Origin of the sequence: Haladaptatus pallidirubidus, assembly GCF_020700235.1 — an archaeon.
In the GTDB taxonomy this organism is placed as follows: domain Archaea; phylum Halobacteriota; class Halobacteria; order Halobacteriales; family Haladaptataceae; genus Haladaptatus; species Haladaptatus pallidirubidus.
The window spans coordinates 1-13,714 of record NZ_CP085305.1 but is presented as its reverse complement, the minus strand read 5'-3'; the positions used below and the strand labels follow the sequence as shown (position 1 = coordinate 13,714).

At 49.7% G+C, this 13,714-nt stretch carries 13 protein-coding genes; 5 read left to right on the top strand and 8 right to left on the bottom strand.

Going from position 1 to position 13,714, the window contains the following annotated elements:
- Positions 1 to 50 precede the first annotated feature (50 nt).
- The 4 genes from LIX15_RS26925 to LIX15_RS26910 form a co-directional block, all read right to left on the bottom strand.
- Positions 51 to 1,079, bottom strand: a complete 1,029-nt coding sequence (locus LIX15_RS26925) for a DUF1214 domain-containing protein (protein ID WP_227778309.1) — start codon at positions 1,077 to 1,079, stop codon at positions 51 to 53.
- A 474-nt stretch (positions 1,080 to 1,553) separates the two neighbouring features.
- Complete coding sequence (locus tag LIX15_RS26920; protein ID WP_227778308.1) at positions 1,554 to 3,653, bottom strand: type B DNA-directed DNA polymerase; 2,100 nt, start codon at positions 3,651 to 3,653, stop codon at positions 1,554 to 1,556.
- A gap of 4 nt (positions 3,654 to 3,657) precedes the next feature.
- Positions 3,658 to 3,906 (bottom strand): DUF8156 family protein, encoded by a 249-nt coding sequence (locus tag LIX15_RS26915; protein WP_227778307.1) that lies wholly within the window; start codon positions 3,904 to 3,906, stop codon positions 3,658 to 3,660.
- A 343-nt stretch (positions 3,907 to 4,249) separates the two neighbouring features.
- Positions 4,250 to 4,486: a hypothetical protein gene (locus tag LIX15_RS26910; RefSeq protein ID WP_227778306.1), complete on the bottom strand. Its 237-nt coding sequence runs from the start codon at positions 4,484 to 4,486 to the stop codon at positions 4,250 to 4,252.
- A 446-nt stretch (positions 4,487 to 4,932) separates the two neighbouring features.
- Between LIX15_RS26910 and LIX15_RS26905 the strand changes: the two genes are divergently transcribed.
- The 3 genes from LIX15_RS26905 (at position 4,933) to LIX15_RS26895 (ending at position 6,592) form a co-directional block, all read left to right on the top strand.
- Positions 4,933 to 5,232: a hypothetical protein gene (locus LIX15_RS26905; protein ID WP_227778305.1), complete on the top strand. Its 300-nt coding sequence runs from the start codon at positions 4,933 to 4,935 to the stop codon at positions 5,230 to 5,232.
- Positions 5,233 to 5,397: 165 nt separating this feature from the next.
- Positions 5,398 to 6,108 carry a nucleotidyltransferase domain-containing protein gene (locus LIX15_RS26900; RefSeq protein WP_227778304.1) on the top strand — a complete coding sequence of 237 codons (711 nt, stop codon included), beginning with the start codon at positions 5,398 to 5,400 and terminating at the stop codon, positions 6,106 to 6,108.
- Positions 6,101 to 6,592: a DUF8154 family protein gene (locus tag LIX15_RS26895; protein WP_227778303.1), complete on the top strand. Its 492-nt coding sequence runs from the start codon at positions 6,101 to 6,103 to the stop codon at positions 6,590 to 6,592. The genes LIX15_RS26900 and LIX15_RS26895 overlap by 8 nt, the downstream gene beginning before the upstream one ends.
- 449 nt (positions 6,593 to 7,041) lie before the next feature.
- Here the strand turns inward: LIX15_RS26895 and LIX15_RS34055 are convergent, their stop codons facing one another.
- A complete protein-coding gene (locus LIX15_RS34055) occupies positions 7,042 to 7,290 on the bottom strand; it encodes a DUF8156 family protein (protein ID WP_486327112.1) in 249 nt (82 codons plus the stop codon).
- Between the two features lie 795 nt (positions 7,291 to 8,085).
- Here LIX15_RS34055 and LIX15_RS26890 point away from each other — a divergent pair.
- Positions 8,086 to 8,481, top strand: a complete 396-nt coding sequence (locus LIX15_RS26890) for a HalOD1 output domain-containing protein (RefSeq protein ID WP_227778302.1) — start codon at positions 8,086 to 8,088, stop codon at positions 8,479 to 8,481.
- A gap of 68 nt (positions 8,482 to 8,549) precedes the next feature.
- Here the strand turns inward: LIX15_RS26890 and LIX15_RS26885 are convergent, their stop codons facing one another.
- Entirely contained in the window at positions 8,550 to 8,696 is a 147-nt protein-coding gene (locus tag LIX15_RS26885; RefSeq protein ID WP_227778301.1) for a hypothetical protein, read from the bottom strand.
- A gap of 1,157 nt (positions 8,697 to 9,853) precedes the next feature.
- Here LIX15_RS26885 and LIX15_RS26880 point away from each other — a divergent pair.
- The gene (locus tag LIX15_RS26880) at positions 9,854 to 11,065 is read left to right on the top strand and encodes a Cdc6/Cdc18 family protein (RefSeq protein WP_227778519.1); all 1,212 of its coding nucleotides are present in this window, start codon (positions 9,854 to 9,856) and stop codon (positions 11,063 to 11,065) included.
- Between the two features lie 665 nt (positions 11,066 to 11,730).
- On the opposite strand, the gene LIX15_RS26875 is transcribed toward LIX15_RS26880, so the two are convergent.
- Complete coding sequence (locus LIX15_RS26875; RefSeq protein WP_227778300.1) at positions 11,731 to 12,204, bottom strand: DUF7970 domain-containing protein; 474 nt, start codon at positions 12,202 to 12,204, stop codon at positions 11,731 to 11,733.
- Positions 12,197 to 13,069 (bottom strand): ParA family protein, encoded by an 873-nt coding sequence (locus LIX15_RS26870; protein ID WP_227778299.1) that lies wholly within the window; start codon positions 13,067 to 13,069, stop codon positions 12,197 to 12,199. The genes LIX15_RS26875 and LIX15_RS26870 overlap by 8 nt, the downstream gene beginning before the upstream one ends.
- Positions 13,070 to 13,714: the final 645 nt, after the last annotated feature.

Here is a 13,714-nt window from a genome sequence, read left to right as displayed (position 1 = left end):
CCCACGGTTATTCACTACGCTATGGTAATCACAGCTGCCATCTACGCTTGTCACTTCACTGGCTGCGGCTTTGGGAACTGATAGAAGCCGTAGAGAACCTCGTCATACGGTTTGTAGAGCCGGACATAATAGATCCATCCCTCTGGCGTATAGAGGAAGTTCGACTGGTTGGGGTCACCACCGAAGTGGATCGTGACACTTCCGTCGGGATTTTGCTCTGCGTTCTTGCTGTTGATCGAATATGCGTCATACTTGTTTTTCTCGAAGTACAGGTTGCTGTTGTAGACGCTGATATCCCAGAATGCGTCAGCAGGAACATCGTCAAAGGTGAGAGTATATGGTGTTTTGCCATCGTTCTGCGGCGGAGAATCATATATGAAAAAGTTTTCAGACGCCGGCAGCGCGCCCCAGATTCCGGAGCCGATGAAAAATTGGACAGGATCAATCCCACCTTCGTCGCCAAATGCATACTCCGGCATTCTGTTTCGTGTGTTCGCGATTGTTTTGAGTGCCTCGGTGATTGTATCGAGTGAGTCCTGATCCCAATCGGGAAGTGCTAACGTTCCGGGCGATGATTGACTCACCTCAATCTTGTTTTGTAGTTTCTGAACTTCCTTTATATCGCTTGAATCAGTTGGATCAACAAACGTACGAAATCGAACCTGAATGTATCGCGTTTCCATCTTCTCTCGCGTTAATGTATACTCACCGGGCTCGTAGATGACTGCCTTCGTGTACGCGTCCTGATTAACGACATGCATTGACTGGTAACGGTCACCGATATCTGGTTTGGTGATGGTAACCGGCTCGGTCAGATCGAAGATCCCAATCGAGGGGAGCACGTCACGATGCTCTACCGCGACAATCTGTTTGTCAATGGGGACGGGCGTTCGATAGTGATAGAATTCGCCGAACCCACCGATATCGGCATAGCTTTCAAGATATCGATCTGTTTGTGCGCGGATGAAGTTTGTATAATCGACTGGAATTGAACCGTTGTTTTCTGCCGTCTGTTGTCCCGTCTGGTGAGTGGTCGTCCCGGAGGTTTCTTGCTGGGCGCTGACGCCGTCGACACCCATTGCAAGTAATCCGGCGAGACCCGCTCCTTGAAGCGCGGTTCGACGTGTTGTCCGCATCAGTCCAGAATCCAATTCTGCGTCAGCCGGCGTGTCGTGTGTCTCGTTGGTCATGGTTGGTGTCTCTTGTTCTCTCGCGTGGTGCCCACAGCATTGCCCCACCCGACTCGCACTCCATACGATAGACTCCTACAAAGTATTGTCCCTAAACTAACATAAATTCCAGTCATAATAACGGTGAGAACTGGTTGGCCACCTGTTCAGTTCGGATCTGAGATCTGTTGTATGTGTACTGCACAACCTACCCATCTCCTGTGTACGCTCGTGGCTGGCTTGATTCGTGTTCTGCAATCAGCACGACCGTCGAAATCGATTATCGATTGAGAGTTTCCATGGAAGAGAAGGTATGCGACAGATACAGCCTCTACAGGCCGGGTGCCTCGGAGCGTGACCTCGATGCGGTTCAGCTTGCAATCGTTAAAAAAACGATTTGAGACTAGTTTCGTCATGACTCGAGAGGAATTCCTCAATGTGTTTCTCACGCCACCCAAGCGGCGATACTACACTCGCTGCTGCACGAACCAACAACTCCCGATAAAATCCAGTATCATACTCGTCTAACTTCTCACTCGCTAACAGCACCCGCTCCCGCGACTGCTTTGCATCGTCGACGACCACATACGACACACTCTGACCAGGAGCACGCCCCAATCCCAAATCAGCTACTCGCTCTAACGCCGCCACACTCCGTGTTGATTGCGTATAATCCTCCTTCTTCTTCGAGACACGATTCGTGATCACCAACTCATTCGGATCGACCGCTCCGCGCTCCAGCCGATCAACCCACGACCGCAACTCCTCACACACCGCCTCTGGATCACGGTATTCATACACCGTTCGAATCAGCGCCTTCTGCGCCTCGTCGATATACGATGGCGTACTCCGTTGCCGACACTCGATCCCGCGATATTTGTACTCATCTTCACCAGCGGCCTTCCCGAAGTACTTCGTCAACGCACCGGCATCCGAATCACGTAACGGCACGAACGATATCCAGTCGTAGTGGGCTTCGTGTTCGAGCCGAATCTCCACCTCCTCGGAAATCTCCGAAACAAGCTCAGACAGCGACGTCTGTTCTTCGCCTTCGATCGGTGTCACCCACACGCTATCGACGATGCCATGCACAATCCGCCACCCATGCTCCTCGAGCATCGCTTTCGTTTCCAACAGAATCTCCCGAGCAAACGCGTTGATCGCCTCGTGGCACTCGATCCGTCCGAACTTGGCATTCGAAAAGCCCTGGTAGCCGAAACAGGAGATCAAGATCCACTTGATCGCACTCGACTGGCCTTCTAACTCATCACGACGATCTTCATCCTCAGTCTCCCGTATCTCGGCTTTGATCGCATCACGATCCTCGATCAATGGCTCAAGCACGTCCGGAAGGTACCCTCGCTCGTCACAAATCGAATACCCGATGCCCGGCACATCTTCCCGACCAGAATGGCACTCACAGCGAATCTTCTCCGGGCTCACGTTCCGCGTGACGATGATATTTGGATACAGTGAGGAGAAGTCGAGCTCGTGAACGTCCTCGTGCAAGCCGACGTCCGGCGCGAACGTGAACCCACCCCGGTCGGCGTCGTGGAGTTGGCGCATCGTCTTGAATTTCTCGTGACGCCACGAGCGCCATGGGACCAAAACATCCCGCTCACGAGCTTCCTGAATCTGAATCCCGGTCAAAATATTTCCAATCGACGACCACGCTAACTCCTGGAGTGGTTTACCCGACTGCTCGACGAGATACAGACAGCCATCGAGGTTCGTCTGATTCCACATGAACGTATTCGAACCGTCGATGATCACCCGACCCGGGAGATTGTAGCGTGCCGGTGAATGCCCAACTTGCCCGTAGCTTTCATATGTCGATTCACCTGCCAATTGCTGCCAGCCCGGACGTCGTCCTAGCTGAAACCCTACATCAAGCCGATCGGCCTGCTGGAAGAGGACTGGAATGAGATCGCTCGTATTCAGGAAGAGTACATCCGGATCAACTGACTCAACACGTGCCGACAGTGTGGTTAACACGTCTTCTCCGCTCCCGGCCACCGTCTCATCGTCGATCGTGAGTTCGGTAACCCTCTCACTCGTGAGCTCCGTCTCCGACACGGCAATCTGCATCTGCGAGAGTTCGTGTATTGGAAGCGGGTCGATCCCCTCTTCGAGACAGTATCGGAACTCCCGCGAGAAATCGACGTTGTAGCACCGATACTCACTGGGCGAGCCCCACTTGCTCACCATTCGTGCCACTGAATTCACCGCCTTGAGGTCGACCACATCCACTTGGAGTACTTGCTCGGGGTCGTGCCGGAAGCTCACCCGTTCATCAAGCGTAGCAACCTGCGCAACAGCGGGATGGTCTCGGAGTGCAGCACGTGCCGTCGAAAAATCACCGTTACCGTGCACCGACACGTAGATTGTCGGTGTATACGATTCATCGACTTCACACTCCACCCCCGTCTCAGTTAGTGACCAAGTGAGTACGTCGCCGTCGACGTAGTCGATTTTGTACACCATCGACTCATCCCTGATCGTTCAAATCGTCCTCTAAGTGATCAAACCGATCCACCAAGTCGTCGATTTGGGTCTGCTGTTCAAGTAGAATCGAGATCAGTATCGGCGTCTCCACGAACAATGGCTTGTGAACCGTGCTGGGATCAGTGTGCAGCTGAGCATACTCAAAGAGTCGATCAAAGACCGCTTGATCAGTCGGTCGAAGCGCTCGTCGATACTCGTCCCATCCTACCTCAATGTGGCTAGTTTGGCTCATTACGAGTAAACACGACAACCGAGATACCCTTAGGCAAGCCAGGGTCGCTTCCGAATATTCCAATACAGGAATGACTGACGTCATCAAGCCCGAACACTGTGTCCTACTGATCGCCACAGCGAAGCATGATTCCGATCTGTATAATGGTTGGTTTGGACTGGTAACGGGTCGATTTGTACAGAAATACCGAGCCTACATATGGGCCTTTCCACTCCAGAAAAAATCCAGCTACAATGAGCAACTTCCACACGGTTCGGTTGCTTCCGATTCAGCCTTCCGAAAACCACGGCCTCACGATGAAAGCCGTCAGATAAGGTAGGAGAAATACAAGCGGTGGTCTTTGTTATTCAGAGCCGTAATCAGTGAGTCGGAGTTTTCCCTCGACTTCGTAAATATGGCCCTTGTTGTACAATCGTTCGATGATATCTTCGGCAGTAGGCCGCTCGAGATCTTCTTCCTCCTTCAAAATCGTATAGGCGTGGTCATATGTGAGTTCGCCCTCATCCGGGAGTCTCCTTGCGAGTGCATCAAGTGCGTCTTGCGCAAGTGGAGTGAGGGGGGATTTCTCATTTGGATCCATTCGTACTCCCAAATTCGAGGACACGACAGGTAAACCCTTGGACAGAGTGCTCGTGGCACTACCTATCTCATTCGAACAAGGGGAAAAAGCAGACAACATGGGAGCATGGGTTGGGATGAGCACAAGAACCCACATCACCTGCTGGGTTACGTTGACTGCACTTGACGCTTCGTACGTGATGGATAAAGAGTTCAGCCAACCAGAGCGGAAGTGAAACTGAAGACACGAGAGGATTCATAACCCGACGCTTCTCACCAACAACGCCAAGCCGAGAGCGCATCCGCCAAGGCGAATGCTCTCGGGTTAGCATATAATACTAACCACCAATACCCAACAACATCAAACGCTCCGGCGATGGCCTGACTCTCCAAGTCACAACGCCTGCCCGAGCCGCTGGGCTCGTTGAAGAGATTGACGACGAACTCACTCGTCTTGCAGACATCCGCGTGTTTGCATTTGACGGCCTCCTTCTTGTCGTCGACCTTGACCGAATCACAGAAGAGAATGTCGTCGAACTCGCAACGTCAGCCGCGCTCGATACTGTCTCGATCCACCGAGTTGCAAACGCTTCACTCCAAATCACAGGGAATGGCTATCAGGTTCAACTGCCGGGTGCTGCAGACGCTGGATTTCACGTTGGTGATCGAGCGCCTTGTACGCCAGCACCGAATCTGCTCGTGATTGCAGCAGACGGAACCGAACGAGTCGCAGCGGATATCGTGACGATTCGAAAAGAACAGGTCTGAAAGGGGTTGCGTCGTAAGTTAGTATTACATAATTACCCTAGCCCAACCGTTTTCCATTTGCCACCCTTCGATGCACTTTGATTCTACATTTCCCATATCAATCCTGTATGACTAGCCGAGGGTATACATATAAAGCCTTTATACTAGTGGATACCTAGAGTATCTATGGATAACAAAAGTAGCCAACAAGCGATACCAACAGGAGGTGAAGAAACATCCGGAGCGACGATACAGGTACCTGTACCAGCTAACGATCCAAATCTCTATCGGCACAAAGCAACGGATGAATTACTCCAATTTTTAATAGACCGTCCTTTCGAGGAGTATACAATTCGAACACTCGCTTCGATCGTAGACATAACACACCGAACCGTCGGAAAAGCAGTCGACGTGCTCGCATCAAATGACCTCGTCCACATTCGACACGAGGGCAACAAGAAACTCGTCAGTATCAATCGAGAGCGGGTAACGATTCCAGATAATCCCTTGCTTCGTATCCCACAGGCAGAATTCCACGCACCGGTACGAACCGCTGTTGAGACACTTAATACTGAACTCGAAGATGTGCTTGGAGTCCTAGTCTACGGAAGTGTCGCACGTGGTGAAGCAGATCGACAAAGTGACATTGATCTCTGGGTGCTCGTTCGCGAACACCGAGGCCGCAACCAACGACGCGCGGCTCAAATCGGGAAAGAACTCGCCTCACAGCAATTCAATGGAGAACGGTACGACTTTCACATTGTTGTTGAATCTCCTGCGTCTGTACCGGCACACACCGAAGACATCGCTGAAACGGTCGTCTCTGGGATCACGCTGTCCGAGACCGAAGAGTTCGAAAAATTCCAATCAATCATGGAAGACTTAGTCGATGAGTGACGATCCAAAGGTAGTCACAGATGCACTCGAAGAGGCACATCGATCCTTTGAGCGAGGTGGAACGCCGGAAGAAGGGCTTGCCGAACTGACTGAAGATGAAGCACAACTCAAAAAGGCATGTCGCCTGATTGCTGCCGCCCAGACCCTTCAAGATCAAAATGGCTACCACACAGCGGTCGTTGAACTCGCGTTTGGGGCAATCGAACGTTCATTCGAGTTTTATGCTATCGCGATGAGCGACGATTCAGTTCATGACTTTATGGATCATGAGTATGCGTATCAACGTGCCTTTGAACTGGGAGTGATTAGCGACGATTTGAAAGAAGACTTCCAAGCACTATACAACGAGAACCGAGCGGCGTCGTACTATTCTGGGCGGGCGGTTACTGCCGAGCAGGCGGATGCTATGCTTGAACTTGCGATAACGATACATGCGTTCCTACGGGATCATCCACGAGACCATTTCAACTGCCTTTGTGGATGAGAACCATCATTTGGAAGCCTGCTTCATATTAAGAGCTCAATTTGGTCAGGATGGATCCAAATGAGGGATTGTTCTCGCTGTACAGTCAGTTCAATTCGTGATACTCGAGAAACAGTGATTAGTAGTTGTGTCACTACACAACAGTAAGAATATCACCATGTCCGAATCTACACGATCGGATACACCCTCGACATCGGCCTCGGAGCAATCACGCCGTGACCGCCGAAAACAGATGGCACGAGCGCTTGCTCGCGGTGGAATGGAAGGCGTCCATGTCCTGAGCCACGAGAGCGCGGCTGAAATCCTTACACCAAAACGACGCGACCTCATTACATATCTCGCCGAGAAGGAGGTTGCGTCAGTCCGTGATCTCGCAACTCACTCCCGTCTCAGTCACCGATCAAGTGAGGACGTCACCGTCGACGTAGTCGATTTTGTACACCATGTCCTTATCCCCGATCGTTCAAATCGTCCTCTAAGTGATCAAGCCGATCTTCTAAATCGTCAATCTGCTTTTGTTGTTCAAGCAACATCGAGATTAGAATGGGCGTCTCGACAAACAATGGCTTGTGAACCGTACTAAGCTCAGTATGCAGCTGCGCATACTCTATGAGTCGATTAAATACCGTCCGATCAGCTGGTCGAAGCGCTTGTCGATACTCGTCCCATCTCGTCTCGAACTGATTGTTGTGGCTCATTGCAGATAGATACGACCACCGAGACACCCTTAGGCAAGCCTGGGTCGCTTCCGAATATTCCAATACCGGAACTATCGATAGGAATCGGTGTAGGTGCCGGTTGTGCTGGTCGCCACACTGGAGAAAGAACACGATCTGTTCACTCACCAAGTTCGACTGGGCGACTTTATTGGTATGAGCTCACTGCAAACTCGGGATATCCCTGAAATGTGATCAGGTTGAGTCCCACATTCTGTTCGCAAAATATCGATGCAGGCGAGATGATGTCGAATGAATTGGTGATGAATTTCACGCCACTTCTAGCGCCGTTTGTAGGAGGGTTGTAGATGGTTCGAGACCGCTTATGTTGACGGCGTTGTGCACGACTCTGCTATAGTCAGTCACGATCCGAGATACCAGCCAGTGGTCGTAAGATTCAACACGTTCCACCCGTTTCCGATTCCAATTTCCGAAACTCCGTCTCTCGACAGACAAGGCACCGAACAACAAAATGTACTCAACTCGTGGGAAAGGAGGTTAGGGAGGGAAAGTCAGCTCTCACAACCAGCCACAGCGATAGTGTCAGGTAATGGTGTCAGAGTATGGCGTCGTACTGGCCGTTGTGAGAATATATTTTCACCAACGTTATCGAGAATAAAATAATTTTGTTAGATATAGATCATATATATTAAATATTTATTAAATATATTAATTAACTTATGAGGGGCCTGGTATTATTGTTGGTTTTTTCTCGCAAGTGGCAAAATATGACAGTAATCGGCGGTTACTCAACTATCTGGAGAACTAACAGAAAGTATGGCAAGTGAATCAATGACGACGCAAACAACGAGCTGGTTTGGCTCCACGACCGAACAGTCTGGCCCCCGTTCACCCCCTCAATACGCACTGGTCGCATCCGCGACGATCAACCTCGAAGCATCGAACTTGGAGCTTGTTACTGAGGTTGTCAACGCGCTCAGTGATGTAGTGGAGCCGGCGACTGGCCAGACAACGCTCTCACTATACGAGTACGTGAACCCAGATGCGCTCGAAGACATCATCGGAGCAAGTGCGTCGAAAAAGAGTGACGTTGAAGTCCGATTTACGGTTGAGGACTATCTCGTCACCATTCGTAGTAACAATACAATCCTCATCTACGAACCGCTTGGAGCACACCGCGGTACTGGTGAAAACCCATGCCCAGCTAGCTGATCAAAAATAGCAATCCAAACAACGCGACGTAGTAACCACACTTACTGTCACTAACGAGATCATTCCTGCTATTCAGAGCCGCAATCGGTGAGTCGGAGCTTCCCTTCAACCTCATAGAGATAGCCGCGCATGTAGAGTCGTTCGATGATATCCTCAGCAGCAGGTTGATTCAGATCCTCTTCTTCGTAGAGGATCGTATACGCCTGCTCGTACATGAGTTCCCTTTCATCCGGAAGTCCCTTAGCGAGCGTATCAAGTGCGTCTTGCGCAAGTGGTGTGAGTGGCGATCACCGATTTGAAATCATCGATATAAGTAGGGACAATTACTATTAACGTAAAACCTCGGGACAAACTGCACACTCGCCTCGTTATTGGTCTGATACAAGGGGAATACACGGCGTGGCAGGATGGGTAAGGGCACAGGAACCACGCCGTGCACTGGGTGGCGATGACTGCGTTTTCCTATATGAAGGCTATTGATAAAGAGGTCAGCCAACCAGAGCGGAAGTGAAACAAAAAGCTGGATCGCAAGATAAGTAACTTCGCTAGATGAAGGTGTTCGTCACGTACCGAGCACCGGAGATCAGTATACAATACTTAATAAGAGCCGTCAACTAAATTAGGATATCTGGATGTTTGTTCATCCAGTATCATCGGTTGATTTCTTACTGAATAGCTAGCACCTTTGGATGATCGTTAGTCTTCAACAACCCCTGCCCAGGGACAGTAACGAAGGTATTGGCTATTTTCCCATATCACATTCTTTGTCGTGTACGCGTGGTAGTACCGTTCGCTTCCGGAGCTGTAGACAGCACGAGTTTGCCAAGTACTAACTATTAAATCACTCAATAAACTCATCAAACGCTATCCTCACGGGCACCAATATTGACTGCCACTCACTATCCTGTTAGGGTTATTGACCATCCAGAAGCAGTGATACAATCGTCCGACAAATGGCTGACGAACTGAGCTTAGCGTCAGAAAGTCGGGGACAGCGTGAGGGGACATGTCAATGACCACCCGTTCAAGTGAGCGGTTTCCTTTATAAAGACAGAGACCCCGTCGTTCAAGTGAATACTACCAAAAGAGGGGCTAGATCACAGGATTATTTATTTCTAAACAACACTAATGAGGAATTTGTCTCTGGTATTAAAATATTTCATTAGTACGGACAAAGTTAGATCCTATTTGTATTAAATCTTTTCACATTCAAAGCTACCTCTGAGAAGTCACCTTCTTCTCCCTGAGGTCATTCACTTGAACGACGGGGTCTGAGGGTCTCCACCTACACTTATATAGTTGTGGCTACACTCGAATCACTTGAACGGGTGGTCGATAGAAATAAGTGACCAGCTATCACACGAAAAATCAAATGGGCGAATTCGACTTCAAACCGGGAAACTTCCCGTTTGCAAATCGGAACGCGTTACTCGACGATTATACTCCTGAAGAATTCGTCGGACGAGATGACGAGCTCCAAGAGTACCACGCTGCTCTTCAACCAGCGATTGACGGAAGCCAACCCGACAACATCTTTCTTTTTGGAAAAACAGGCGTTGGGAAGACTGCAGCGACCCGATTCTTGTTCGATAGGCTCGAATCGGCAGGCGAAAATTACGATGTCGGAATCAAAACAAAACTCATCAATTGCGATGGAATCGACACTAGCTATCGTATCGGTATTGAGTTAGTGAATACGTTTCGGAAGACTGGCGAAAAAATCAGTGAAACGGGCCATCCACGCTCAAAGGTCTACGACATGATGTGGGAGGCGTTTGATAACCATGGTGGCCTCATCATCCTCGTGTTGGACGAAATCGACCATGTACAAGATGACTCACTTCTCTATCAATTGTCCAGAGCACGAGAAAATCGAGAACTTACGTCTGCCCGGGTGAGTGTGGTGGGAATCAGCAACGATCTTTCGTATCGTGACCGACTCTCTCCGAAAGTCCGTTCATCCCTCTGTGAACGCTCGATCAATTTTCCTGCATATAGTGCTGATGAGCTTCGCGAGGTTCTTCGCCAACGGGAATCGATCGCTTTCCAAGATGATGTTCTCGGAGGTGGTGTGATTCCACTCTGTGCTGCATATGGTGCCCAAGAATCCGGCGATGCCCGCAAAGCACTTGATTTGCTTTTGAAAGCCGGCGATATTGCACAAGAGGAAGGTGCTGATCAGGTAATTGACGAACATGTTCGTCGTGGCAGAAAGCTTCTCCAACGTGAGGAAGTTACTCGAGGCATTCTCGGATTAAATGAACATGAACGAATTCTCCTCTATGCAGTTACTACATTCGAAGCAGGAAATGAGAGTCCTGTTCGATCACGTGATCTCTACCGACAATACGAATCGTTTTGTGAACAGGCTGGACGTGAGTCTCTCACAAGCCGCTGGATGCATGATCATATCGATGAACTTGAGATGTTAGGCCTTCTTGCTGTTGAAAAACGGAATGAAGGCAGTACTGGTGGCCAGTATAAAACGGTTACACTGAACCAAGATATTAACCCTGTTCTGAAAGCGTTAGAACAAATTATCAACACTGTTGGTATTCACCAATCCATCCAGTCACAGATATAGTCTGTCTCTGATCGGTATCCTTCATACGTAGTAGAGACTGGTACGTCCGAGGGTTTCGAATGAATGAACGGACCGATCCAGTTTGAGAACCATGCACTAGATAATGATTCGGTGAGATGGACTGCCCGCCGACTTTCCTGGCTGGTTAACGCGTCGAGTTGGTCTCCTCTACGTTGAGTCCTCCTGACTAATTCAGTGACGCAATCGGATCGAAATTTATGAGTGGGTACATATTTGAACATTAACATTTCAGGTTATCTTTCACACCTGCTGAGTGTGCCTCGATATACAGTGCTGATCCCACACTGAATTTGACAGAGCCATACCGATATTTCCTTGAAAAGACCCAAAAATAGTCATTCTCCAAGTTTGAATCAACTACTGCTGATCATTAACCTATACAGAAATCCCGTCGTCAGCTTGCCAGACTGTCACGGTGACGTCGTAAATCTTGAACTCGGATCGTGACGGCGGCGCTACCCACATGCTCAGCCTGATAGACCAGTGAACCGCGACCCCACGTGGCGGGAGACCCACGTAGTGCAAGATCGCAGAACCAAAACCAGCATATTGGAAGAGTTCAACAGTTGCACTAGCCACATTATACACATAATCCACGAAATGTAGATTTCGAAGATAGCGAAGATTATGTTTGAACGGCCGGATCAGTCACTCTCAGCTTGACCGCTCAACATCTCGACGACCTCTTGAACCCGTTCCTCATCTGCTTCAATACCCCGCTCGCCAAGGATTTGAAGAGCGACCTCGTCACCGTGGTTCGCAACGACCTGTAGGCACGCATCTTGGAACTCCCGTCCTTCAAACTCGGAAACATCGAATATCGAGCAAGCGGCCATCACTGACGACCGCATTCGAGTAACGCCATCCCACGTCTCATCACGGACGTAGAATCCATGCATATCGGTCTCATCAAAGGAAAAAGCAGGTTCATCCTCGTCCGAATTATCTGGTTTCTGCGTTGATTCAGACTCTTGATCTACTTCCTGTTCACTCTCCTGGGCATGAGATTGGATGTTTTCTTCTGGAACGACATTTTCATCGTCGGCCGTTTCTTCCCCTGCTTCCGTTTGTTTGAGCTGTGCAGCGATGTCGCCGAACTGGTCGTCTTCATTAGGCATGGGTGTGATCCTCCACGAGATCCGCCAAGTGGTCGAACTTTGAGATCTGATCGCAGTCCTCGTCGAATGCCGCGACCGGCATTCCTTGCTTGAAGGCCCGAGAAATAGCCGTTCGTTCGCGGATTCCAGGCTTCGGGATGTCGTCGACGCTACGCCCCGGGTCATCGAGTGCATCGAAGATTTCTGAATCGATCCGTGCATACTCGGGGACGAATGACCCAAATTTCCGATTGAGATTCTCGACGAGTGTGCGATGCTCATTGCGCTGCCCCATCGTTTCTCGGATCATGTTTGGAGTGATGGCGAGGATGTCCAAGCCGATGTTTTCCCGAATCGGGGAGATCTGACGGCCGATCATCTTGTTGAGTCCATTGATCGAACCGGCCCGCGGAATGAGCGGGACAATCACACTTTGGACAGCGATGAGCGCGTTGTCAGAAAGTTTGCCTCGACCGCCCGCGGCATCGATGATAACATAATCATACCCGTTCTCAATGAGCGGTTCGACGACATTCCGCCGGAGCTTCACGTCCGCGAACCGTTCGTCCTTCAATCTCGTCTCCACGTTCTCCAGTTCGTTACTCGACGGAAGGAGATACACTCCGAATTCCGTCTCAATCAGCAACTCGCGGGGATCTTCCCCGTCGATAAGTGCATCGCCGAGGTTTGCTTCCCGGTCATATGCATCGTCGTAGCCCAGCTGGGTCGTCATATGCCCATCCTTATCGAGATCGATCAGAACCGTCTCATGACCTCGGGCCGCGAGGCGATCAGCGATATTGAGCGCGATCGTTGACTTGCCCACACCCCCCTTCAGGAGCGAAACCGCTACGCCGGGGAGCCCGTCGAACTCTCCGGTACTCATCGGTTAGCACTCCCACGATGAGTGGATTTTGTACATTTTGTAGGCAATTTACATTGTGTTAATTTTGGACGCAATACAGGATTTGTGGGTAATGTGAGTTTTGTCGCTCTCATACGTGCCTAATGAAATTCATCTACCTTAATTCTGCGTCAGACGTATTTGTCACATTATAGAAATTGCGTACAAAATCTAGATTTCGTACGTATTACGCACAACCAATCCAAATCGCGATCTCGAAGCAATTCACACAATCTGCATAATGTGAATTTTTGATATTGCTAAAATTGTTCGAATTTCGAAGAACGTCCATAATGCCAGTCAATCAATAGATTTTGTACACAACGTCCATAACAAACTCAGCCTACAGTTTTTACGTAATCCACACAGTATACATAATGTAGATTTTGTATGCTAGTCGGATTGTGTGAGTATTATAGATGATTCATAGAATCCATTCGGTTGCGACTGCTCTCCTAGAATATCGGAGACTCGAGATCCCGGAGAGTCACCACTATCGATTTGTTGTGTGAAAGACCACCAAACCGTATAAACACACCCCTATCGACTTGTTCTTGTCAGCGGTGTAGCTGGATCATCGATAACAACCACGCCTCTATCGATTTGTTCTAATCACGTCCCCTCCGC